This is a genomic window from Desulfocastanea catecholica (genome assembly GCF_054657295.1).
In genome coordinates this window covers 108,997-131,559 of the sequence record NZ_BAAHYZ010000003.1, presented here as the reverse complement: position 1 = coordinate 131,559, position 22,563 = coordinate 108,997, and the positions used below count along the sequence as shown (strand labels likewise).

The 22,563-nt window shown below is 53.3% G+C and carries 21 protein-coding genes; 13 read left to right on the top strand and 8 right to left on the bottom strand.

Going from position 1 to position 22,563, the window contains the following annotated elements:
• The first annotated feature begins 268 nt into the window (after positions 1-268).
• Positions 269-1,276, top strand: coding sequence for a serine/threonine protein kinase (locus ACYQ8U_RS03930; RefSeq protein ID WP_459944210.1), 1,008 nt, complete (start codon positions 269-271; stop codon positions 1,274-1,276).
• Between the two features lie 5 nt (positions 1,277-1,281).
• Here ACYQ8U_RS03930 and ACYQ8U_RS03925 read toward each other — a convergent pair whose 3' ends face one another.
• On the bottom strand, positions 1,282-2,079 hold the full coding sequence (locus ACYQ8U_RS03925) for a fused MFS/spermidine synthase (protein WP_459944209.1): 798 nt from the start codon (positions 2,077-2,079) through the stop codon (positions 1,282-1,284).
• Between the two features lie 211 nt (positions 2,080-2,290).
• On the opposite strand from ACYQ8U_RS03925, the gene ACYQ8U_RS03920 reads away from it, so the two are divergent.
• Both ACYQ8U_RS03920 and ACYQ8U_RS03915 read left to right on the top strand, forming a co-directional pair.
• Complete coding sequence (locus ACYQ8U_RS03920; RefSeq protein WP_459944208.1) at positions 2,291-2,680, top strand: response regulator; 390 nt, start codon at positions 2,291-2,293, stop codon at positions 2,678-2,680.
• 46 nt (positions 2,681-2,726) lie between these two features.
• Positions 2,727-3,899: an MFS transporter gene (locus tag ACYQ8U_RS03915; protein WP_459944207.1), complete on the top strand. Its 1,173-nt coding sequence runs from the start codon at positions 2,727-2,729 to the stop codon at positions 3,897-3,899.
• Here ACYQ8U_RS03915 and ACYQ8U_RS03910 read toward each other — a convergent pair.
• Positions 3,890-5,287 (bottom strand): MATE family efflux transporter, encoded by a 1,398-nt coding sequence (locus ACYQ8U_RS03910; RefSeq protein WP_459944206.1) that lies wholly within the window; start codon positions 5,285-5,287, stop codon positions 3,890-3,892. The two genes, ACYQ8U_RS03915 and ACYQ8U_RS03910, sit on opposite strands and share 10 nt — an antisense overlap.
• A 168-nt stretch (positions 5,288-5,455) precedes the next feature.
• Between ACYQ8U_RS03910 and ACYQ8U_RS03905 the strand changes: the two genes are divergently transcribed.
• The 7 genes from ACYQ8U_RS03905 (at position 5,456) to ACYQ8U_RS03875 (ending at position 11,433) form a co-directional block, all read left to right on the top strand.
• The gene (locus tag ACYQ8U_RS03905) at positions 5,456-6,376 is read left to right on the top strand and encodes a nitroreductase family protein (protein ID WP_459944205.1); all 921 of its coding nucleotides are present in this window, start codon (positions 5,456-5,458) and stop codon (positions 6,374-6,376) included.
• A gap of 80 nt (positions 6,377-6,456) precedes the next feature.
• Positions 6,457-6,861 (top strand): RapZ C-terminal domain-containing protein, encoded by a 405-nt coding sequence (locus tag ACYQ8U_RS03900; protein ID WP_459944204.1) that lies wholly within the window; start codon positions 6,457-6,459, stop codon positions 6,859-6,861.
• Positions 6,862-7,163: 302 nt separating this feature from the next.
• Complete coding sequence (locus tag ACYQ8U_RS03895; RefSeq protein WP_459944203.1) at positions 7,164-7,640, top strand: periplasmic heavy metal sensor; 477 nt, start codon at positions 7,164-7,166, stop codon at positions 7,638-7,640.
• A gap of 191 nt (positions 7,641-7,831) precedes the next feature.
• Positions 7,832-8,605, top strand: coding sequence for a hydroxyacylglutathione hydrolase (gene gloB / locus ACYQ8U_RS03890; protein ID WP_459944202.1), 774 nt, complete (start codon positions 7,832-7,834; stop codon positions 8,603-8,605).
• A 171-nt stretch (positions 8,606-8,776) separates the two neighbouring features.
• Positions 8,777-9,739 carry an ABC transporter substrate-binding protein gene (locus ACYQ8U_RS03885; protein ID WP_459944201.1) on the top strand — a complete coding sequence of 321 codons (963 nt, stop codon included), beginning with the start codon at positions 8,777-8,779 and terminating at the stop codon, positions 9,737-9,739.
• Positions 9,740-9,754: 15 nt separating this feature from the next.
• Positions 9,755-10,642 carry an ABC transporter permease gene (locus tag ACYQ8U_RS03880; RefSeq protein WP_459944200.1) on the top strand — a complete coding sequence of 296 codons (888 nt, stop codon included), beginning with the start codon at positions 9,755-9,757 and terminating at the stop codon, positions 10,640-10,642.
• Positions 10,639-11,433 (top strand): ABC transporter ATP-binding protein, encoded by a 795-nt coding sequence (locus ACYQ8U_RS03875; protein ID WP_459944199.1) that lies wholly within the window; start codon positions 10,639-10,641, stop codon positions 11,431-11,433. Before ACYQ8U_RS03880 ends, ACYQ8U_RS03875 begins: the two co-directional genes overlap by 4 nt.
• Before the next feature lie 13 nt (positions 11,434-11,446).
• Here the strand turns inward: ACYQ8U_RS03875 and ACYQ8U_RS03870 are convergent, their stop codons facing one another.
• The 6 genes from ACYQ8U_RS03870 to ACYQ8U_RS03845 all read right to left on the bottom strand — a co-directional run bounded on the left by ACYQ8U_RS03870 (position 11,447) and on the right by ACYQ8U_RS03845 (position 19,628).
• Positions 11,447-12,328 (bottom strand): universal stress protein, encoded by an 882-nt coding sequence (locus ACYQ8U_RS03870; protein WP_459944198.1) that lies wholly within the window; start codon positions 12,326-12,328, stop codon positions 11,447-11,449.
• A gap of 194 nt (positions 12,329-12,522) precedes the next feature.
• A complete protein-coding gene (locus tag ACYQ8U_RS03865; protein WP_459944197.1) occupies positions 12,523-12,999 on the bottom strand; it encodes an alpha/beta fold hydrolase in 477 nt (158 codons plus the stop codon).
• Between the two features lie 45 nt (positions 13,000-13,044).
• Positions 13,045-14,466 carry a TolC family protein gene (locus tag ACYQ8U_RS03860; protein WP_459944196.1) on the bottom strand — a complete coding sequence of 474 codons (1,422 nt, stop codon included), beginning with the start codon at positions 14,464-14,466 and terminating at the stop codon, positions 13,045-13,047.
• Between the two features lie 80 nt (positions 14,467-14,546).
• Positions 14,547-17,855, bottom strand: coding sequence for an efflux RND transporter permease subunit (locus tag ACYQ8U_RS03855; RefSeq protein WP_459944195.1), 3,309 nt, complete (start codon positions 17,853-17,855; stop codon positions 14,547-14,549).
• Entirely contained in the window at positions 17,852-19,000 is a 1,149-nt protein-coding gene (locus ACYQ8U_RS03850; RefSeq protein WP_459944194.1) for an efflux RND transporter periplasmic adaptor subunit, read from the bottom strand. Before ACYQ8U_RS03850 ends, ACYQ8U_RS03855 begins: the two co-directional genes overlap by 4 nt.
• Before the next feature lie 4 nt (positions 19,001-19,004).
• Positions 19,005-19,628 carry a TetR/AcrR family transcriptional regulator gene (locus ACYQ8U_RS03845; RefSeq protein ID WP_459944193.1) on the bottom strand — a complete coding sequence of 208 codons (624 nt, stop codon included), beginning with the start codon at positions 19,626-19,628 and terminating at the stop codon, positions 19,005-19,007.
• Positions 19,629-19,939: 311 nt separating this feature from the next.
• Between ACYQ8U_RS03845 and ACYQ8U_RS03840 the strand changes: the two genes are divergently transcribed.
• From ACYQ8U_RS03840 to ACYQ8U_RS03830, 3 genes are all read left to right on the top strand, one after another.
• Positions 19,940-20,689, top strand: a complete 750-nt coding sequence (locus ACYQ8U_RS03840) for a cytochrome c biogenesis CcdA family protein (protein WP_459944192.1) — start codon at positions 19,940-19,942, stop codon at positions 20,687-20,689.
• Positions 20,686-21,615 carry an EamA family transporter RarD gene (gene rarD / locus ACYQ8U_RS03835; RefSeq protein WP_459944191.1) on the top strand — a complete coding sequence of 310 codons (930 nt, stop codon included), beginning with the start codon at positions 20,686-20,688 and terminating at the stop codon, positions 21,613-21,615. Before ACYQ8U_RS03840 ends, rarD begins: the two co-directional genes overlap by 4 nt.
• 236 nt (positions 21,616-21,851) lie before the next feature.
• Positions 21,852-22,544 carry a septal ring lytic transglycosylase RlpA family protein gene (locus tag ACYQ8U_RS03830; RefSeq protein WP_459944190.1) on the top strand — a complete coding sequence of 231 codons (693 nt, stop codon included), beginning with the start codon at positions 21,852-21,854 and terminating at the stop codon, positions 22,542-22,544.
• Positions 22,545-22,563 lie beyond the last annotated feature (19 nt).

The window sequence follows — 22,563 nt, the reverse complement described above, 5'->3', positions numbered from 1 at the left end:
AAAATGATCTGCCCAATCCTTTTTCAAAATCCTGAAAATCTTTGGAAGGGTTGACCCTCATTTGCAGCAGTCGCTTCCTGAAAGGACCTGAACGTGCTACTATCACAATCGTTTGTCGCTTGGCTGTTCTTTTGCCGGTCAGTGCATACTGTATGCATCGGATGATGAAATTTTCACATTATGTTGAAAACATAACGCTTGATGCTTCGGACTGCCGTATATATCCGGGCAGCGCATAATGCAGCATAGAAACAAAGGAAACGGAAAAATGGCCAGTCAGCTGGGAGAAACGGGTGAAGATTTTCAACAATTGGGCCCGGACCGGGTCCTGAATCTTGTCGAAAAGGAGCTCGGGATTCGATGTAATAATCTGTTTCGCACACTGAACAGTTATATCAACAGGGTCTTTGAGATTGAAACAATCGACAAGGTCCGCATGGTGGTGAAGTTTTACCGGCCAGGCCGCTGGACAAAAGAGGCCATCCTCGACGAACACAGATTTCTGCTTGATCTGGCCGCGCAGGAAATACCCGTCGTCGCTCCGCTTCTTTTTAAAAATGGCACGACCCTTGCCGAGAGCGATAACGTCCTGTTCAGTGTTTTTCCTAAATGCGGCGGACGAAGCGTCGACGAATTCAATGACGAACAGTGGCTTCAGCTGGGCCGTCTGCTCGGCAGAGTGCACAAGGTAGGCGAGACCGTTAAGGCGAAACATCGAATCACCATGGCTCCGCACCGCTCGACCCGTGAGCAGCTCGCCTACCTGCTCAGATCACCCTGCGTGCCGGAGGACATGAAGGCACCGCTGGAGCAGGCGGCAAATGCCATCATCGCTGACATCCAGCCCTTGTTTACCGAAACAGAAAGTATCCGTATCCATGGCGACTGCCACTTTGCCAATATCATCCACCGGCCGGGCGAGTCATTTTATCTCATTGATTTTGATGATATGGCCATGGGCCCGCCGGTGCAGGATGTCTGGATGCTCCTGCCGGGGGAGGTGGATGAATCGTTTGTCGAACTGGAGCTCTTTCTTGAAGGCTATGAAACCTTTCGGCGATTTGACCGAAGAACCTTGCGGCTGATCGAGCCGCTCCGGGCGATGCGCTTTATCCATTATATGGCCTGGTGTGCACATCAGGTACAAGGCGACGGCATCACCCGGGCCATTGACGGTTTCGGCTCGCGGGATTACTGGCGGAGGGAGATTGATGATCTTATCGATCAGCGGACAAGAATTGCCGAAAGCCATATGCCGAGCGGGAATGTGCTCTAAACCCTTTATCGCAGCCAGGCGGCCACCCGTTCTGATAAGCTCAGGTTGTTGCGTCGTGCTCCTTCGATGAGCTGGCGAAAATTGACGCCGTACTTTTTGGTCAGTGCGACCACCTCCTTTTTTTTCAGACAGATGCGTGACCAGGGCGTTGCAAAAGGCATGGCCACGGCGACGATATTGCCGCGATCGGGAACAGGGAGATAGAGACAGCTGGTGAAATATTCGGCAAGAAATGTTTTGATCTCCTGCAGGCGCGCCCTGTCGTCACTCCAGAGATTACAGCTGATAACGCCATCCGGGCGAAGAGAGTCTGCACAGAGGCTGAAAAACAGCTCTGAGTAGACCGTCGGTGCCATGCCCTGATCGTCAAAGGCATCGATCAGTACCAGGTCGTATTCTTTCGAACGGTTGTCCTGCAGAAAACTGCGGCCATCGGCGCAGTAGAGGGAGATGTTCTTGTTTTCCGGCAGTTGAAAATAGTCTTTGGCTGCTTCGATGAGCTGCGGGGAATAGTCGACGGCATCTATACGGCAATCGGCAAAATGGTGATGAAAAAAACGGATAAAAGAGCCGGCGCCGATGCCGACCACGAGAATATTCCGGGGAGAGGGGTTGATGAGCAGCGGCAAGACCATATGGCAGGTGTAGGATAAGACCAGAGTATGCGGGGTGGAGAGCGACATGCGGCTCTGCAGCGAACGATCACCAAAATAGAGAGAACGCAGGTCACCTTTATCCTCGATTTCCACGAGATGGTCGTTCCAGTAATCACTGTAGATCAACTGTTTGGCGTTCTTTGACATATAAGATGGTTGACGATGAAGAACAGAAATTGGTAATAAACCTTTTTCACTGAGAAGGAGTCACCAGAAAGGTTGCCTGCCGCGCCGCCAAGAAGTTGTCCTTGGTGAAACTGGCAAATACCTTGACGGCCTTGTTTTTTTTCTGGCATTCTTGTTTAATACATTACACTAATTGTGGCAAAAAATGTCCATATTGTCGGAGGAATCACCTTTGGTAACACAGGAGAAGAAGAAAAAGATTCTGGTCATGGATGACGAAGACATGGTTGGAGAAATCGCCTGCCAGATGCTTGAGTATCTCGGCTTTGAGGCGGTACATGTTGCTGATGGCCTCGATGCCGTAGAGGAGTATAAAAAACATCAGGAGAGTGGTATGCCGTTTACGGCGGTGATCATGGATCTGACCATCCCCGGCGGAATGGGTGGAAAAGAGGCGGTGACTGAGATTCTGATTATCGATCGTCAGGCGAAGGTGTTTGTGTCGAGCGGCTATTCGACCGATCCGATTATGGTCAATTGTCGGGAATATGGGTTTTCCGGGGGTATTGCCAAGCCCTTTGACCTGGCAGCCATGCAGAAGATGCTCTCTGTAGTCGCCTGAGGCTCGGCGCCTTTGTTCGTGACGACTGATAACAAGGACGCATTTCGTGACCTATTCCGCCAATAAGTATCTGTATTTCACCACGGTTATCACCTTCTGTTCGCTCTATGCCGCCCAGCCGATCCAGCCGCTGTTTCAACAGGAATTCCAGCTGACCGATTTCCAGGCCATTCTGTTCACCACCTTGATGATGGCCCCCCTCGGGGTAGCGCCTCTCTTCTACGGGTATATCCTCGAATCCTTTTCCGCCAAAGTGATGGTGCGCTGGGCACTTTTTTTCCTCGGTATCCTGGAAATATTTTTTTCCCTGGCCGGGGATTACCTCACTCTTCTGGGTATCAGGGCTATTCAGGGGCTGATGATCCCGGCAATATTAACGTCGCTGATGAGCTATATCAGCTACTCTTCGCCAAAAGAAAAGGTGCAGCATGCCATAGCGGCGTATATTGCGGCGACTATACTCGGTGGATTTCTCGGACGTTTTCTTTCCGGCCTGTGCACCGATCTTTTCGGCTGGCGATTTTTCTTTTTTATCCTTGGCCTGTTGCTGCTCGTGAATTGCTATCTGCTCAAAGACATGGTCCGGGATGCCAGGTTGCACTATGCCAGACCAAAGCTGAGCGAGATCCTCGGCCTGTTGCGGGCAAAGGAGTTTTTCTGGCTCTACACATCGATTTTTTGTCTCTTTTTTGTCTTTGCCGCGCTGATGAATTTTCTGCCCTTTGAATTGAAAAAGATCAACCCCGCTTTCGGGGAAACAGGCATAGGTATCTTGTATCTCGGCTACAGTATGGGCATTGTCGTGTCGTTGAATACCAGACGGATTATCAACCGTTTCGGCAATGAATCGGATGCCATCGGCGCAGGTATCGTGGTTTTCGGGGTGGGGCTGCTTTTTTTCCTGATCGAAAACTTCCTGGTGATGTTTGTCACCATGTTTGTCTTCTGTGCCGGGCTCTTTACTGCCCACTCCCTGTTGTCCGGTTTTGTCAATAAGCTCGCCTCCCAGAATAAAGCCATCGCCAACGGCCTGTACATTTCATTCTATTATACCGGCGGCACCTTGGGGTCGGTACTGCCGGGGGCCATCTTCCACAGCTTCGGCTGGTCTGCTTTTCTGCTGCAGCTTTTCTCGATGATTTGTCTGGCCCTCTTTTTAACCAGGCGTCTTAAAATTGCCGTAAAAGTCTCGGAAGGGCGAGATACTGCTCAGCTTTGAGACTCGTCCTCGATAACCAGCATTTTTTTCCAGATGCCGTGGCGGTAACGTAAAGCGGAGAGGAGAAAAAGGACGGTAATAAAGAGCAGCACCCAGAGCCAGGCGGTGGTGATGGATATTTGGAAGAATTCAATGCCGATATACACCGGAAGAATAAGACAGAACGGCGAGACCATGCCGATGGCCAGCATCATGAACCGGGTATCGCCGGCACCTCTTAGGGCGCCGCTGAAGACCATGTACAGCGCATCGAAAAAAAGGTAGGCGGCGACGATCTTCAGCAGCGTCTGGCCATAGCCGAAGACCAGCTGCTGCGAAGCTGTGCCCTGGTCAGAAGCCATAAACGGGGCGAGAACAAAATCAGGGGCAAAAATAAAGATGAGGTCGATGACCAGAATGTAGGCGATGAGCAACTGGCAGCCGCTGACGACATAGGAGGCGGCCAAAGCCGGGTTGTTTTTGCCGAGCGCCTGGCCGACGAGCACGCTCATGCCCTGGGATGCGCCCATCGAAGGCATAAATGCCAGGGCGTTGATGGACAGAACGATATTCGTTGCCGCCAGCTCGGCTGTGCCGATGCGGCCAACGAGCAGAATGAACAGGGTGAAGGCCAGGATATCCATGGTAAACTGCAAGGATCCTGGAATGCCGAAGCGCATGAGGCGGATGAAGATGTCCCGGTCGAATCGCCAGCTGGAGAAAACGCCGAAACGATGGTCGTTCTTTTGGCTAAAGATCAGGCCGGCCAGAAAGAGGACATTAATGCCCCAGGCCACTACCGTGGCGATGGCGGCACCCTCGATGCCCAGTTGCGGCATGCCCCAGCGGCCGAAAATCAGCGCATAATCGAGAGGGATATTGATAAAAACGCCGAGAAAGGTAATGAGCATGACCGGCCTGGTGAGCCCTCGGCCGGTAAAGAACGTCGCCAGCGTCGCCATCGCCACATGCAGGATGGAGCCTTTGCAGAGAATGGAAAAATATATCTCTTCGAGCTGACGGATGTCTTCGCTATGACCGGCCAGAGCGAAAATCGGTTTGGTGGCAAAAACGGCCAGCAGCCAGAGAATTGCACCGGAAGCGAGGGTGAAATATATTCCCTGCCAGAGGACGACGCCTATTTTCCGGGGATTGCCCCGGCCGGTATACTGGGCGATAAACACCCCGGCGTAGCCACCGACGCCGCCGAAAAAGGCGATAAAGAGGTAGGAGGTGATGCCCGCCGGGAGTGCCGCGGAAATGGCCTCGATGGAGTAGTTGGCGAGAAACACCCGGTCGGTAAATTCCATCACCGTTGTCGCCGACAGACTGATAACCAGTGGCAGGCAGACTCTGAGAACTTCCCGATGGCGGTGGTAACGAAACAATTTTTTGAGAAAATCCGGCATCTTTTGTGGTGTTTATGGTGAAAAAAGGTATATCATGACCAGCAGACCATGGCAGGATTCAGTTTTTACACCAACTCCCAGACAATAACCACTGCAAAGTTGTTGATTCCGAAAGGGAAGTTGCACCGGCAAACAAGATGGTGGCCAGCACCGCACGGGAGCAAGATAATGCACCAGATAATCATTGATACGGCACAATGCACCGGCTGCGGTATCTGTGTCGAGATCTGTCCCTCCCGGGCCATCGTTTTGCGGGATGGCCGGGCCGTGTCTGTGCTCAAGGACTGTTTTCTCTGCGGCCAGTGTCAGGCCGTCTGTCCGGCAGATGCAGTACAACTGCCGCAGCGGCCCTTGCAATTAGGGCTTCGTACCATGGCAGAAGAGCAGGGTGCTGTCCCTCCCGGGACAACCAATGTCTCCGCGCTTGTCGCACTGATGCGCTCCAGGCGTTCCTGTCGAAAATACCGGAGCAAATCCGTCGGCATGGCAATGCTTGAAGACCTGGTAAAAATAGGTACGACTGCTCCCTCCGGTACGAACAGTCAGTCGTGGAATTTTATTATTGTTCCGACACGCGCCAATCTGCTGGTGCTGGGCGGGATGGTGGCCGATTATTATCGAAAACTGAACCGGCTTGCGGAAAACCCCTTGCTGCGATTTTTGCTACGAATCTTCGGCGGTGACGGTTTGGGTCGATATTACCGCAGCTACTATGCATCAGTGGCCGAGGCGCTGCGGGACTGGGATGAAAAAGGCAGCGATCGACTGTTTCATGGCGCTGCTGCGGCCATTCTGGTGACCGGCAAAAAGGCGGCAAGCTGCCCGGCTGAAGATGCGCTCTTGGCCACGCAGAATATCCTGCTGGCCGCCCACGCCATGGGACTCGGCAGTTGTCTGATCGGCTTTGTCGTCGAGGCGATGCGTCGTGATGCGGCGTTAAAAACGCGGGTCGGTATTGCTGCCGACGAGGAAATATATAGTGTCATTGCCCTTGGCTATCCGGCAGTAAACTATCTCCGCCCGGCAAATCGGCGCGGTGTCGTGCCCAGAATTCTCAATCTGGTCGACAGCGGTCAGGCGTCTTCATAAAGGATAATCGATGGTGTATGGCGTAGAAAAATATTTTGCCTGGCGAATGAAGCTGGGCAAGGTGTACGGAGGTGCCGGCAATGGGTGATGCGGAGCAATTGAGGGTAGTGCTCTACTCATTCGGGTTCAAATACGGTGACCCGGTGGATGTGAACCTGGTCTGGGACGTCCGTTTTCTGCCCAATCCGTATTGGGTTGTCGAGCTACGGCCAAAGACCGGCCGGGTGAAAGATGTTGCCGACTATGTTCTGCAGAGCGCCGAGGCCCAGACGTTTTTTCACCACCTTGAGCCCTTGCTGCAATTCCTTGTCAAACAGAACAGCGCCGCCGGCAAAAAAACACTCCGAATAGCCTTCGGCTGCACGGGCGGCAGGCACCGGTCGGTTGCCGTCACCGAGAAAATTGCTGCCTTCCTTGGCAAACTCCCGGTGCAGCTGACGGTCTTTCACCGGGATATTGCCAAAGATGGTGACATCAATGACTGATATCGCACCAATTGTCTGTTGTACCCCGGAGAACGGTGGGGAATATTTACCTAGTTTTCTCCTGCCGGCTGGGTAATTTCTCCCTAGCCCAGACTGTATCCCTGCGCTGCTCATCTCTCTTGTAAAAAATTTACATATAAAATCAATAATATGGATGTTTTTCTTGTTCTGGCATCACAGTTGCAATATTTAAGTTAAAGGATGAGAGCCAACCCGATGATTATCTTATTAGAAGGTGCGGCTGAGAAGCAATATGCAATGCCATTCACGGCAACTGGAAAAACAGAACAAGGAGAATAGAAATGAAAAAGAAAATTATCGCACTTGCCCTTATTACCGGACTTACCATGGCAACCGTAGCATCGGCGGACTGGGGCAGAGGCAGAGGTCATGGCGGCTATGGCGGCTACGGTGGTTATGGTGATTGTCCGCAGATGCAGGGACAGATGCAGGGGCAGATGTTCCAGCAGTTGGACCAGGCAACCAAGGACAAAATCAAGCAGTTTTTTAAAGATACCCAACCGCTGCATAAAGAAATGGCGATGAAAAGAGCGGAAAAGCAGGCCCTGATGCGGAGTGAAGACCCGGATCCGCAGGCAGTAGCCAAGGTTACCGGAGAACTCTTTGATCTGCGGACAACCATGCAGGAAAAAGCCGAACAGGCCGGAGTTGATCAATATGTCGGGCCCGGTCGCATGGGTGGTATGGGCCGCGGCGGGTTTGGTCCCGGTTTCGGTAAAGGGATGGGCGGCGGCATGATGAATGCTCCGCAGCAATAAAAAAAGACCCACGACAAACAGGTTAGATATCTTCCTCCCCCCCCCCGTGTGCAGCTTCTCCTCCGTACCTTGAAGATAAGAGCTGCACACGGGGCATTTTTATTTCTGGAATTCGATCCTCTTTTTTGTGTATGGTATCTCCTATGTAAAAACCAGTATCGTCATATCCCTTCAGCCGGCAGGTGTGAAAGATGAAAATCGTTGCCATCCCCTGTTCTTTTGATAATTACAGCTATCTTATTCTTTGTGAAGAAACCGGAGAGGCAGCCATTGTCGACCCGGCGGAATTTTATCCACTTTCCCGTGAGATTGAAAAAACCGGTGTACGGTTGCAGGCAATTTACTGCACGCATCACCATGCCGATCATATCGGCGGCCTGGAAGATCTGCTGGGGGAATTCCCCGGAATCGCCGTTTATGGCCATGAGAGCGACAAAAGAAGGATTCCGGGGATGAACCATTCCCTGACCGATGGCAGCAAAATCAGCATCGGCACTGTCACGGGACAGGTCATGCATACACCGGGACATACCAGCGGCAGCCTCTGTTATCTGGTTGAGGACGCGCTCTTTACCGGTGACACCCTCTTTGGTGGCGGCTGCGGCAGATTGTTTGAGGGGAGTCCGAAACAAATGTACGACGCGCTGAATGGTCGCATCAAACCTCTTCCCGGCCAAACGAAAATCTATTTTGGTCATGAGTATACCCTGCAGAACCTCAAGTTTGCACACTTTGTCGAACCGGGCAACGAAGCAGTCGCCAGGCGTCTGCGGCAGACAACAGTCCAGCGCGACCAGGGGCAGCTGACCACCCCTTCGAACCTTGAGCTGGAGCGGCACACCAATCCTTTTCTGCGCTGTGCGGAAGAGGGCCTTGTCCGGACGGTTGCCGAAAAATGTATCGGCGAAGCAGGTGATCCGTTGGCGATATTCACCGCTCTCCGCCGGCTGAAGGACAGTTTTTAGCCGGTAGTCAGCAGTGGCGGCCGCATTTCTCTCATGGCACAGGGGAGGGAATGCCAAAAGCATCGTTGACCTGCAAACAATAATCGGCTAGATGTCTCTGCATCGGTTGTGTTTCGCTGCTGTACTCCATGGGACAATAAACGAGCAAAAATTATTTGGGAGAAATTGACGATGAAAAAGCTTTTAACTGCGGCATTGTTATGCACTTTTATCAGTCTGCAGGGCCTTGCGGCCGGCGCTGTCACCATTTCCGTAAGCCAGTTCGTTGAGCACCCAGCCCTCGACGCGGTACTGCAGGGCTTTCAGGATTATCTGCAGGAAAAAGGCATTGCGGCGAACTATACTATCCATAATGCCCAGGCCAATATGGGCACCGCCACCCAGATTGCCCAGCAGATGATTGGTGAAAAGGCCGATTTACTGGTGGCTATCGCCACCCCTTCCGCCCAGACCTGTGTTCAGGCCCTGAGCAAAGCACCGGCCGAGCTGCGACGTCCCTTTCTGTTCACGGCGGTGACCGATCCTGTCAGCGCCGGACTGGTGAAAGATCTGCAGCAGCCTGATCCCGGTATTACCGGGGTATCCGATCTTTTGCCCATAGAAGCACATATTAAGATGGTACTGTCCTTTAAAAGCGATATTAAAAAGCTTGGACTGCTCTATAACGCCGGCGAGGCCAACTCGAAGGCGACTATTGCCTCGATCAAGGCCTTGAGCGGCAAGCTTGGTTTTGAAACGGTCGAGGCCACCGCCTCAAAGACAGCTGATGTCTATCAGGCGGCAAAAAGCCTGGTCGGCAGAGCCGAGGCAATCTTCATTCCCACCGATAACACCATCATTTCCGCCCTCGAATCGGTGATCAAGGTCGGGGTGCAGAACAAACTGCCCATTTTTGCCGCGGACGTCGATTCGGTAAAAAGAGGTGCTGTCGCGGCCATGGGATTTGACTACTACAAACATGGCTATCAGACCGGGGCCATTGCCGAGAGGATCCTCAACGGAGAAAAACCGGAAGCCATCCCGGTACAGTTTCAAAAAGATCTGCAGCTGCATATCAATGTTGTCTACTCGAAGCGGATGGGGGTTACCCCGCCTGATGCCCTGCTGCAGAAGGCAACAAAGATTTACCAGTAGGATCAGGTTCTTATCATGACAATCTATGCAGCGCTTGGTGCCGTAGAACAGGGGTTTGTCTACGGCATAATGGTCATCGGGGTCTATCTGACCTTTCGCATCCTTGATTTTCCCGATCTCACCGTCGATGGCAGCCTGCCGCTCGGTGCGGCGATCTCGGCGGTGGCCATCACCAGTGGCATAAATCCCTATTTTTCTTTGCTTTTCGCCCTGGCCGGCGGCTTCATGGCCGGTATGGTCACGGCATTTTTGAACACCAAATTCAAGATCCTCCACCTGCTTGCCTCGATTCTGACCATGATCGCCCTGTATTCGATCAATATCCGCATTATGTCCGGCCCCAATGTGGCGCTGTTAGGTCAGACGACGGTGTTTGATTCGGTGACGAACCTGGGCATTCCTGCGCATTACGCCGGGCTGCTTATCTTTGGCACCTTTGCCCTGCTGGTCCTCGCTGCAATTATCTGGTTTCTCGGCACGGAGCTGGGCCAGGCAATCCTGGCCACCGGCGACAATCCGCAGATGATTCGCAGCCTCGGGGTGAATACCAACACCATAATTATTCTCGGTGTCGGCCTGTCGAACGGCCTGGTCGCTCTGAGCGGCGCGCTGGTCGCCCAGAATCAGGGCGCCGCCGATGTCGGCATGGGTATCGGCACCATTGTCGCCGGACTCGCCTCTGTCATTATCGGCGAGACGGTCTTTGGCTGTAAGACCATGCCCCGAGCCTTTATCGCCGCCCTGCTTGGCTCCATTGTCTACCGTCTGGCCATTGCCCTGGCCCTGGGGATGGAATTTGGTAACTTTCGATTTAATCCAAGTGATTTGAACCTGATAACAGCGTTGCTGGTTATCGGCGCGCTCATCACACCTAACCTCAAAAAGAGATTGATTCAGCGGTGATCAGATTAGACAACATTGTAAAATATTTTCACAAGGGAAGTGTCAATGAGGTTTTCGCCCTGAACGACATCAATCTGCAGATTGATGAGGGGGATTTCATCACGGTGATCGGTTCGAACGGCGCCGGCAAATCGACTTTGCTGAACTGCATAGCCGGCGGTTTTTTTCCCGATTCCGGGCGGATTACCATTGCCGGTCACGATGTCACCGGCTGGCCCGAGCATAAAAGGGCCGGACTGATATCACGGGTCTTTCAGAATCCGCTGCTTGGCACCTGTCCTTCAGCCACTCTTGAACAGAATATGGCCCTGGCCGGGCTGCGCGGCAAGAGACGCGGTCTGGCCAGAGGGGTGAAGAACCGCGACCGGCAAAACTTTCGCGAAGAACTGCACAAGCTCGGTCTTGGCCTGGAAAATCGTCTGCTTGACAAGGTGGGCCTGCTGTCAGGCGGTCAGCGCCAGGCGCTGACCATGCTCATGGCCACGATGATTAAACCGGAAGTGCTGCTTCTTGACGAACATATCGCCGCCCTCGATCCGAAAACGGCGAACATGATCCTCAACCTGACCCAGGAAATCGTCAAGGGACAGAAGCTGACAACATTGATGATTACCCATAACATGAAGCATGCCATCAGTTTCGGCAACAGGCTTCTTATGCTGCATCAGGGGCGAATACTCCTTGATCTGCACGGCAAGGAAAAAGAGAGTCTGACGGTCAAGGACCTTCTTCAACAGTTCTATACTGCCCAGGGGGAAGAGCTGGCCTTGGATTCGCTGTTGTTGAACTGAGAGCGGTGCTGCATTACGGAACACACCAGAGAGCCGTTTTTTCCAGTTTGTTGATCAGCTTAGCTGTCGTCCCTCCCGCCATATTGAAATCCTTCATCAGACCATGTTCCTGGCCATGCAGACCGACCGCCACCGCGGCGTAGCCGCCTTTTGCCGCCTCACTGAGCACCGCACCAGGGACGGAGAGGCTCCACGTCGAATTGCGGCTTATCCGTGCGTCGCTGACGCCGTGTCCTTGGAGTATGGCTTTGGCACGCTGAAAGATCTCATCGGGCTGTGCCCCGAGCGCATTGTCGACATGGAACAGGGTGATTGCATGGTGGTCCTGGGCGGTGAGGATGAAGCCGACATGGTCTGCGGCCCGGTAGGCGTTCTCCGAGCCGTCGAGACAGAGCAGGACGTTTTTTCTGCCCGGTTCGGTCTCGGGGCAGATCCACAGCGGTGACGTGCAGCAGTTGTCTTTGATCATATACTGTGCCAGCTCGTCCGCCGGTCTTTCAAACACCCACTGCAGGGTATAGGATGCCCGCCGGCCGAGGACAATGGCGTCATAGAGGCCTTTCGAGCCTTCCGTGAGGATGTCTTTCACCTTGCCGTAGCGTTCGGCCACTGTCTTCGTCAACACCTGGTCAATGGACATTTTGCTTTTGCCGAGTAATTCCATGGCCCGGTCGATCGATTTCCTTGCCCCACTGGTAAGATTGCCGTTGATTTTGTCGTCGGGGTTGTTCCACATAGTCGACAGGGCCGTGCCTGTGCCATGGACATCGAGGCGACAGATATGCAGCAGGGTCAGGTGATGTTCAGACATCTCTTTGAAAAATGAACAGATAAAGCGGACGCCATAAAGGTGCTCGACATCATCACTGATGGTGACAAGGAAGTGTTTGTTCATAAGAGTGGTTTCCAATAAAATATGATGAGAGATGTGCATCTTACCCAACATAATAATGCGCTCTTGCAGCGAAGGCAACCCGGCAGCTCCTGGTACCGGAACGAAGGTTTTTCGTTTTGGAACCAATCAGGTCATGTAATCAGGTCATTATGCTGCAGTAACCATGACAGAAGTCGAGGCGCGCAGTACTCGTTTCAGCCGCCAAGGAGCATTTGCCAGTCAAGCTGCGGGAAGGTTGCATGCAGCAGATGGTCGTCGTCGGCAATGTGGAGGTGAAGATCGGCAAAGGTGGCTTTGGCCAGGGGAACGACGAGATCGGCCGGGGTCACCGTGTCTTTTTCACCGATCGCCAGAAAGGTGGGAGTCGACAGGAGCTGCGCGGGTGGTTGATATCCGGCAAAGTTGAGGGCCGGTGCGAGGAGAATGAGCCTGGCCACTTTTGCAGGATGGGCCAGGGCATAGCAGGTGGCCATCAGGCCGCCGAAGCTTGAGCCGATCAGGACCAGTTGCCGCTGGTCATCGACTAGTTTCGCCAGTTGCTGCAGCCGCTCAGGCAGAGCCCCGGTAAAATCGGGGCAGACAACGTGGGGAAAGTTTCGGGCAAAAAAACGGCCCTTCGTGCCGCTGCCCGAGGAGTCCAGACCATGCAGGAAGTAGGTTGTGTTGTGCATCAGAGTAGACCTTCAGATAATAATTTTACTGTTATACCGCCGCCATCAACGGGAAGGTGGAAAGGTGACCAGGCCCTGAATGCGGTCGAGCTCAGCCAGGATATCAACGTAATTGACGCTGGTCAGGTTCTGCTGACTGAGCGCTCGAGAATAAGCCTCCTGGGCCGCTAATACATCGAGGGTCGTCGATCGTCCGGCAGCAAATTTAGCCTGTTCCGCTTCGAGTCGCTTGAGGGTGGCAAGGCTGGTTTTTCGCGTGGCCTCAAGCGCTTTGGTCGCCAGGTGCACGTCCCTGACAGTGGTGCGCACCGATCGGCGAATTTCCTGCCGAAGAAGTTCGGCATTGGTTTTCGACCGGTTATAATCGGCCTTTGCCTGCTGGTAAGAGCCTCTGGCGACTGAGTTTTCCAACGGCATGGAAAAAGTCACTCCGACCTGCCAGAGGTTGTTCGGCGCACTGACACTGCTCTCCAGCGAGTCACCATAGCTGCCGGCTGTCCCGGCGAGGCCGACACCACCGACCAGGGAGAGGTCCGGACGAATGGCGTCTTGGGCTCTTGCTTGCTCATAGAGAGCCGCTTCGGTAAGGAGATCGGCTGCTTTAACATCCGGTCTGTTTTTCAGGGCATTGTCCAGAATAGTCGGCAGGTCCAGGTCGATCGGGTCAGTGATCGGCAGGTCGGTCGGCTGAAAGGTCATAAGCCACCTGTCGCTGTTGAGGAGAAGCTTCAGCTCATCTTCGGCGACACCGATGGCCCGCTCGGCGGAGATGAGCTGCTCCTCACGTCTGACAACCTCCGAGCGCGGCTGGTAGATTTCCACTTCGGCTAATCTGCCGGCATTAATTTTTGTCTCGGTCTCCTTCAGCAGTTTTGCGGCAAGCGTCAGAGACAGTTTCTGTACCTCGATGTCCTGCCGGGCAAAGACCAGATTCCAATAGGCAATCTTTACCTTGGCGGCGAGATTGGCCGCCTCACTGTTTACCTGGTAGGTCGCTGCCTCCAGCTGTTTTTGCGACGCACGCAGGTCGGCTGTCTGGGTCTCTTCACCGAAGCCTCTCAATAACGGTTGACGCACCCCGAGGGTTATACCGGAATTGTAGGAGGGATTGATCAGCAGGCCGTCCGCCTCAAGGCTGGAAATAGGGGCGGAATCAAAAAAAAGACCACTCCCATTACTCTGGAAACGGCTGTTATTCCAGCCGAGACTGATAGTGGTACCGGTGCTGAAAAGTTTAGAAGCTTCGGCATTCCACCGTCCGCTATCCTCTCGCTCCGCCCCGCCGATAAAGATCGGAGTCAGTTCCTCAGTTTGTACACGTGCTTCCGCCTCAAGAAGGATGTCAAATTTCCCTGCCGTGCTCAGGACAGCCCCTTCGGCCGAATTGACATCTTCGCGCCGAAGCTGCAGGTTGAGGTTGTTGCGCAGGGCCTGTTCAAGTGCACTTCTGAGGTCAAGCTTTTCCATGATTTCTGCATGTGTTGAAGTTGCGGTGAGAGACGCAGGAAAAAGCAGTATGCTGAAAATGACGAGAATTTTGTTCCGCATCAGTTGTCCTCGGGTGGTGTTTTTCCCGCCAGATAGGGAAAGGGTTTCCAGTAGAATTGATAGATTGTCTCTTTTAATCTTGTCAGGCGAGTGGTGGTTCTCTCCATAAGGTAATACAAGGTCGGTACGACAACCAGGGTGAGAAAGGTGGCGACAATGAGACCGAAGACCACGACGATGGCCATCGACTGCCACCACTGGCTCGATTCGCTGACCCAGGACATCGCCCCTTTATGAAAGTCGAAGGAAATTCCGGTAATCATCGGGATGAGTCCGAGAATAGTCGTAACCGCGGTAAGCAGTACCGGCCGCAGGCGGGTGGCCCCGGCCGAGATGACCGCGTCCTTGATGGCCATGCCCCGCTCACGCAACCGGTTGGTGTAGTCGATCAGCACGATGGCATTGTTCACCACCACCCCGGCAAGAGAGATGACGCCAACGCCGGTCATGATGATGCCGAACGGCGATTGAAACAAGGCCAGGCCGAGAAAAGCGCCGCCGAGTGATAAGATGACCGAGGTCATGATAATAAATGGCTGGCTCACCGAGTTGAACATGGAGACCAGGATGAGGAAGATAAGCAGGAGCGCGACGACAAATGCCTTGCTGAGAAAATTTTCCGACTCCTGTTGGAATTCAAATTCGCCGGTAAAGGTCATCTTATAGCCGGGCGGCAGGGGAAAATTTTGGAGAAATTCGGCAGCCTGGGCCCGGGCAACCGGGCCGGGGATTTTTTCTTCATCGACATTGGCTTTCACGGTCACCACCCGCTCGTTATTGATCCGGTTGATATCGCCGATGGACCCGACGAAGCTCACCCTGGCCACCGTCGATAACGGAACCATCTGCCCCGACGGCGTCGGCAGCATCAGCTCGTGCAGTATGTCCACTACCCGGCGGTCCGCTTCGGCCAGTTGTACGGTGATGTCATAGTCGTCGTCGCCCTCGCGATAGGAGGAGACTTCCAGGCCGTTATAGGCACTTTTCAGGGCAAAACCGATGAGGTCGGTGGACAGGCCGAAGAAGGCGGCCTTCTGTCTGTCGACCAGCACCTGCACCGAAGGAATTCCTTCGACAAAATCATCGCGCACATCTTCCACATGGGGCTGCTGCACCAGGATATCCTTTACCTGTTTGGCTATCTCTCCGAGCACGGCAAAGTTGTCGCCGGCGATTTCTATGTTAATCGGCGCGCCGGTCGGCGGCCCTTCCTCCTCATTGGCGATGGTGATCTTTCCGCCGGGAATATTCTTTATTCGCTGTCTGATTTCGCTGACGGTGTCATGGGAGGATTGGCGGCGATCTTTCAGGTCGAGAAAACGAACACCGACGTGATTGGGGGTATTTGCGGCAAAGGCCGACCCGGCAGTTGCGGAAACTATTCCCTTCATATAGACATTTTTAATGTTTTCCAGATCACTTGGCCCGGAGTAGTGTTCGCCGTCCGGGGTGGTGTACGGTTTCGGGCTCAGGGCCGATAGCGGGCTTATCGGATCATCAAAATCCGCCACCCCGGCGACCGCCTTTTCCACGCGCTGAGTGATGGTGTCGATATAATCAAGATCCGCCCCCTCAGGGACATCGAGATTGACATACATGCCTTTCGGGTCAATTTCGGGGAAGAACTCCACAGGTTTTTCCAGGCCGACCACCAGCAGCCAGCCCTGGAACATGATAATGAGGATGCAGAAGCCGGTGCCGATGACGGTGACTGGTTGAGTAAGGGCGTTGGTCAGCATCTTGCTGTATGAGGTCAGCAAAAGGCCGCGGATCTCCACCGGGCGCTCCCTGGCGCCGGCTATCTCGGTGGCGCTTTTCGCCACGCCCGTCGGCGGATTTTTCACCTTCATGAACAGCGAGGCCATGGCCGGGTTAATGATCAGGGCAACAAAGAGGCTGGAGGAAAGGGTGACGATCAGGGTCAGCGGCATGAAGCTCATGAACTCACCCATGATGCCCGGCCAGAACAGCATCGGCGAAAAAGCAGCCAGGGTGGTGACCGTGGAGCCGATAACCGGATAGGCCACTTCGGAGGTGGCCTGCATCACCGCCTCCACCCGGCCGACGCCCTGTTCCATGAAGCGGTAGCAGTTCTCAACGATGACGATGGCGTTGTCGACCAGCATACCGAGCGCCAGGGTGAGGCTGAACAGTACGACCATGTTCAGGGTGATGCCCATCACGTAGAGAACGGTAAAGGAGAGCAGCATGGAAAAGGGGATGGCCATACTGACCAGTATGGCGTTACGGATGCCCATGACCAGAAAGATGACGATGAGGACCAGGACCAGACCGGTGAGTATACTGTTTTCCAGGTCGGCCACCATCGCATCGATGTCTTTGGCCTTGTTGAGAACCTTGGTGATCTCCGTACCAGCCGGCCAGGAAGGTTTGTCGCTGTCAATGATCTTATCGACGGCCTGACTGATGCTGATAATATTTTCACCGGAGCGTTTTTTTACTGAAATATTAACCGCTTCCTGGCCGTCAAGGCGGGAGATGCTGGTCTCTTCCTTAAATCCGTCAACCACCCTGGCCACATCTTTCAGGTAGACCGGCTCGCCGTTATGAGTCGTGAGCACCAGGCCGTATATCTCCTCCGGTGTCTTGAATTCCCCTGGCACCCGCAGGAGAAAACGACCCTGGCCAAGACGGAGATTGCCGCCGGAGGTGTTGGTGTTTTCACCTTGTACCGCCGTCTGAAAGCTGCCGATGCTCAGGCCATAATAGGCCAGCTTGTCGGGGAAGACCTCAACGCGGATCTCCCTCTCCAGTCCGCCGATGACTTCGACTTCCAGAACCCCGGTCACCCCTTCAATCTCATCCTTGAGGTCGTCGGCCAGATCTTTCAGGCAGGGCAGGCCGCAGGTTCCGGAAAGGGAATAGATGACAATGGGCATCTCGGAAAAATTGACCTCGAAAACCGACGGATCGTCCTCAAGATCGCTGGGCAGGTCCCCCTTTGCCTCATCGACCTTATCCTTGACGTCCTGGACCGCCTTGTCGATATCCGTGCCGGTGACAAATTCCACATTGATCGACGAGAGCCCTTCGGAGCTGACTGACTGGATTTTCTTCAAGCCGTCAAGGCCCTTGAGCTTCTTTTCAATTTCTATGGTGATGGTCGTTTCTATATCGGTGGGGGAGACACCCCGATAGTCCGTTGAGATAAAAACATTAGGAATGGTAATGTCGGGATCGCTTTCGCGTGGCAGTACTTTATAACAGTACCCACCGATAATGATGAGCACCAGGGCCAGGATAGCGACCGTGGTGCTTTTTTTAACCGCCGTATCGGAGATTATCATAGGGGCAGCTCCGTCGGACTGGTCAGTGTTTTAATGATGGTAATGCTTTGGCTGTCCTCGACATCGCGGTGTCCTTCGATGAGCAGCCTGTCACCTGGATTGAGACCTGCGGTTATCTGCACCATCCATTTTTCCATGATCCCCAGGGTGACCTTTCTTTTTCTGGCCAGGCCTTCCTGTTCTATAAAAACATACTGTTCGTCATTACGGGAAATCACGCTATACAATGGTACGGCAAGAGTTTTGTCCACTCGTTCCTTGACGATATCGGCGCGGACGAACATGCCGTCCAGCACCTCTCCGGCATCGTTGGGTATGGCGAGCTCGAGGTTGTAGAGTCTGGCATTGGTCAGGGGAGAGGGGGAGAGGAAATATTTTTTACCGTTGAAGATTTTAGCACCCAGGGCCTGAATGGTGAGCTCGACATTGTCCAGCCGGCGGACGGCGCTGACGTCCGACTCGGGGATGCCGACAACCCCTTTCATGCGATCAATTTGCAAAATCTCGGCCAGGGGATCGCCCACCGAGAGCTGCAGGCCTATCTTGGCATCCATGCGGGAGATGATGCCATCCATGGGCGAGGTGACCGCTGTTCGGGAGAGCAGCAGGCTGGCGTCGTCGTAATCGGCCCTGGCCTTCTGCATGACGGTTCTGGCGCTGTCCAGCGTGGCGACGGGGATGACCCCCTTGTCGTACATCGCCTTATCCCGGCTATATTCCGCCTTGCTCAGATTGTAGGCCGCCTCGGCTCTGTCCACGGCTATGCGGAAATCGTCATCCTCGATGCGGGCGAGAATGTCGTCTTTTTTGACCCGGTCGCCCTCACTGACCAGCACTTCGGTAATGGTGCCGTTCAGCCTGGCCATCAGCTTCAGCCTGGTCCATGGCTCTATATAACCGGGCAAATTGATGCGATCGGTAATGGTAGTTGGGGCGAGGGTTAAAGTGACCACATTGACCGGCGGCTTCTCCTGCCGCACTCCCTCGGCCTTGTCAACGGCGATCCGGTCGCTCTTGTCTCTGATTGCGCCGAACAGGATAAAGATGAGAACAATCATGGCCAGCAGCACCAATCTAGGCAGATTGCTCCAGATAAAAAAGACAATTTTACCGCGCGGGGTATTGGGTGGCGTTGGGGGAGGCATTGGATTACTCACTGATCCTTGGGGTTGGACATTTTGGCTGTAATCCTTCCAGAACCTGCCTGAAAAGAACTTCCATGGCCGGTTCTACCTCAGCTGTCGATATCCTGCCGGTATACCACGCCGAAATAATCATAATGTACAGGCTATAAAAATGGGCGGTCATATACAACAGCTCGACATCCTTGCGCAACTCTCCCCGTTCCTGACCCTTTTGCAAAATCGGAAAAAGTATTTGAAAATACTTGTCATCGGTCTCAAGATTATCCTGGATATTGGAATCTTTGGGAAAGACCGATTCACGCATATACAGTCGGCCAAATTCTCTGTTCTGGGTGACATGATGAAATTCGGTCATGTAGATGGTCAGCATCTGTTCCAGAATTGAAGCATCCGGATTGGAGCGTTTTACCAGTTCCTGGTGTATTTTCTCCAGTTCATACTCACAAAAGCCTTTGATCAGGTCTTTTTTGGTCTGAAAATAGCTGTAGAACGTTCCTTTGCCGACACCGGCAGCCCGGGCAATTTTTTCAATGGACGTATTTTCGTAGCCCTGGGCACTAAAAAGAGAGATCGCCGCTTCGACTATTGCCTGCTTGTTCCTTTGTTTTTTTGCTTCTCGTACCGACATGTGTGGGGGGGGCTCCGTTAATGAAAAGTGACTGCAGTCGAAATTAGTAAGCGATAGCTCTTGTCTGGTCAAGAAAAATTATTGACCGCGGTCAATAATAAAGATTTACTTATCGTAAAATATTGATAATATATATAAAAAATAAATATTGTCCGTGAAGTGTAATGGAGGCGCGGGAAAAAAGGAGACTTCTTTTTACCGGATGTCGTAAAATGCCCTGGTAAAAAGTGGCATGTCTGTATATAAAAACGACAGCTGTTTAAGGTAATGTTTAAATTTGGTCATAAATCAGTGCCCGGAAAGGATGTGCAATGGAAGCTCAGGTTGAAGTCAGTCAATGGTTGGGGCAGATAGCAGGACTGTTACCCTTTGGATATGCCTATGGGGCTGGCATGGTCTCTGCCGTGAATCCATGTGGTTTTGCCATGCTACCCGTCTACCTGACGCTGTATCTGGGGGCGAAAGAGACTGAATTCCGTCAAAAGTCGATTTTTCTGCGGCTGTTAAAAGCCTTTTGGATTGCCTTTGTCGTGACCGCCGGGTTTGCCCTTTTATTTGGCATTGTCGGGGCTATTGTCTCGGCGGGGGGCTCCTTTTTGATGGGCGTCATGCCCTGGCTGGCGATCGTCGTCGGTATAGGCCTGATATTCCTTGGGACCTGGATGCTTCTAGGCCACACCTTGTCATCTCATTTTTTCCTGGTTATCGCGGGGAGAATAAGTGATCCGAGGCGAATGTCCGCCCTCGGGTTTTTCCTTTTTGGTGTTGCCTTTGGGGCGTCCTCGCTCAGCTGCACCCTGCCGATATTTCTCATGGTGGTCGGCAGTTCCGTCGCTACCGGGGATTTTGCTGGCGGCCTTCTCCAGTTCGTCAGTTATATCCTGGGCATGGGCAGTGTGATGCTGCTGCTGACCCTCGGCATAGCTCTGGTCAAAGAAGGCGTCGTGGTCGGCACCCTCCGCAAAATACTGCCCTACGTGCAGAAGATATCGGCCATACTTCTTCTGCTTGCCGGGGGGTACATTGTCTACTACTGGTTGTCAAGCGGCCTTCTTTTATGACAAATTTACGTGGAATCCTGGCTGCTGCCGCGGCCTTTATCCTGTGGGGGATATTGCCGGCCTACTGGAAACTCCTGCAGGAGGTTCCCGCCTATGAAATACTTTGTCACCGGATGTCCTGGTCGCTGTTATTGACATTCGGCCTGGTGGCTGTTACCGGCAGGCGGGCACTGTTCCGCCAGGCGCTGAAAGAGCGAAAAAACCTCATCACCTTTACGACAACCGGGCTGCTGCTTGCGGTCAACTGGCTGCTGTACATCTGGGCGGTCAACGCCGGTTTTATTGTCGAGGCCAGTCTTGGTTACTTTATCAATCCATTGATAAATGTGTTCTTCGGTATGGTCTTTTTCCGGGAAAAAATGCGTTGGATCCAATGGGGTGCCCTTCTCCTCGCCTGTTGCGGCGTGACCTATCTCACCGTCTTCTATGGTCGATTCCCCTGGATCGCCCTGATGCTGGCGACCTCCTTTGCCACTTATGGCCTGCTGCATAAAAAGAACCATCTTGGGGCGCTTGATGGCTTGTGCCTGGAAACCGGCATATTGTTTCTGCCTGCGACAGCCGTTCTCGTCGGCCTTGCCTCTACCGGCGGCGGATCTTTCGGGCGGATTGACCTTTCCGGCTCGTTGCTGCTTGTTGGGACCGGTGTCGTGACAACAGTGCCGTTGCTCTTTTTTGGCTACGCCGCGCAGAAAATTCCCCTTTCCACCCTTGGCCTGCTGCAGTACCTGGCTCCGACGATTAATCTCATCATCGGTGTCTTTATTTATGGTGAAGACTTTCCGAGGACTCGGATGATTGGCTTTATGCTCATCTGGGGGGCTCTGGCTATTTTTATGGCGGAAAATCTGTTCCGCCGCTTTTCCAGTAAAAAAAAGGTGCTGGCAGGGGTTTTGGCAGGGAGTCCGTCAACAAAGCTCCCCTGAAAAGTGTTATCGGCGAGTAGCAACGTATCCCAGCAAAATATGCGCTGGAATGAGGCTTTAGTCAGCCTTTGCCTTGGTAAATCCGCATGCAGAAAAATCACTTATGCATGGTTAAGATATTTTCCTCCCTGCCGATATGATAGAGAGAGGATGATAGAACCGGAGATTGTTGAGAGTCACTCTCGCAGCTTTTCCCGAGTGTGGCATGTTGCTAACCAAAAGAAAATTTTCCTTCTATGAATCAATATTCAGTGCAAAAAGGCGATACCATTGCCCAGGTTACAAGTCGTCTGCAGACAGACTGGCAGACCCTGCGCGAACAGAATCCGCATGCCATCGGCAGGTCAAAGGCAAACGGGAATTGGTTTGTCCGGGAGGGCGCTAATATCACGGTTGGTAAAGGGAGTTTTTCTGCCGCCCTGAGCCAGGCGACAGAAAGTAAAGGCATCCGGCAAGCACAGTCGCCAAGACAAGCGGAAAAGATTGGCGAATATACCGTACAGCCAGGTGACACGCTCTGGGGCCTTGCCGTCCGGCAGTTTCATGTCAATCTGTCGGACCTCATCCGTGATAATAACATTACCAATCCGGATCTTCTCGAGGTTGGGCAAAAACTCGAGATCAGGCAGACCGGCCCTCAACCGGCCAGCGAAGTCGTCGCCAGCTGGTACGGGGAAGATTACCATGGCCGACCCATGGCCGATGGTGAGTTGTATGATATGCACGCCAATACCATAGCCCATAAGGAGCTGCCGTTAGGCACCAGGGTCGAGTTGAAAAACCCGCGCACCGGGCAGACCGCCTCGGCAGTGGTCACAGATCGGGGGCCGTTTATCGAAGGCCGTGATATCGATCTGTCCTATGGTCTGGCCAGCAAGCTCTCCCTCGTCGATGCCGGCGTTGATACGCTGCTCATGGAGATATTGTAGGGCAGATTTTTACGAGAAA